The sequence below is a fragment of the Neisseria sp. P0021.S007 genome (assembly GCF_051956855.1).
The window spans coordinates 1-452 of record NZ_JBQCXA010001634.1 but is presented as its reverse complement, the minus strand read 5'-3'; the positions used below and the strand labels follow the sequence as shown (position 1 = coordinate 452).

1 protein-coding gene is annotated in these 452 nt (G+C 49.6%); it reads right to left on the bottom strand.

Annotation, left to right across the window (positions count from 1 at the left end; all coding sequences use genetic code 11):
* On the bottom strand, positions 1-452 hold a 452-nt coding region (locus ACTHUR_RS20650; RefSeq protein ID WP_440400662.1), incomplete at both ends, for a putative PEP-binding protein.

Below are 452 nucleotides of genomic sequence, written 5' to 3'. Positions count from 1 at the left end.
GCACCACGGAAGCCCAACATTGGGTTTTCTTCGTGTGGTTCGTAGATGCTGCCACCCACCAAGTTAGCGTACTCGTTGGATTTGAAGTCAGACATACGGACGATGGTTTTGCGTGGATAAACCGAAGCAGCCAAAGTTGCCACACCTTCTGCGATTTTATCGACATAGAAGTCGACAGGAGAGGCATAGCCGGCGATGCGGCGGGTAATTTCCGCTTTCAACTCATTGTCTTGTTTGTCAAATTCCAACAAGGCTTTAGGGTGGATACCGATTTGACGGTTGATGATGAATTCCATACGCGCCAAGCCGATACCTTCGCTAGGCAGGTTGGCGAAGCTGAATGCCAATTCAGGGTTACCAACGTTCATCATCACTTTGACAGGGGCTTTAGGCATGTTGTCCAAAGCAACATCGGTAATTTGTACGTCCAGCAGGCCGGAGTAGATGAAGCC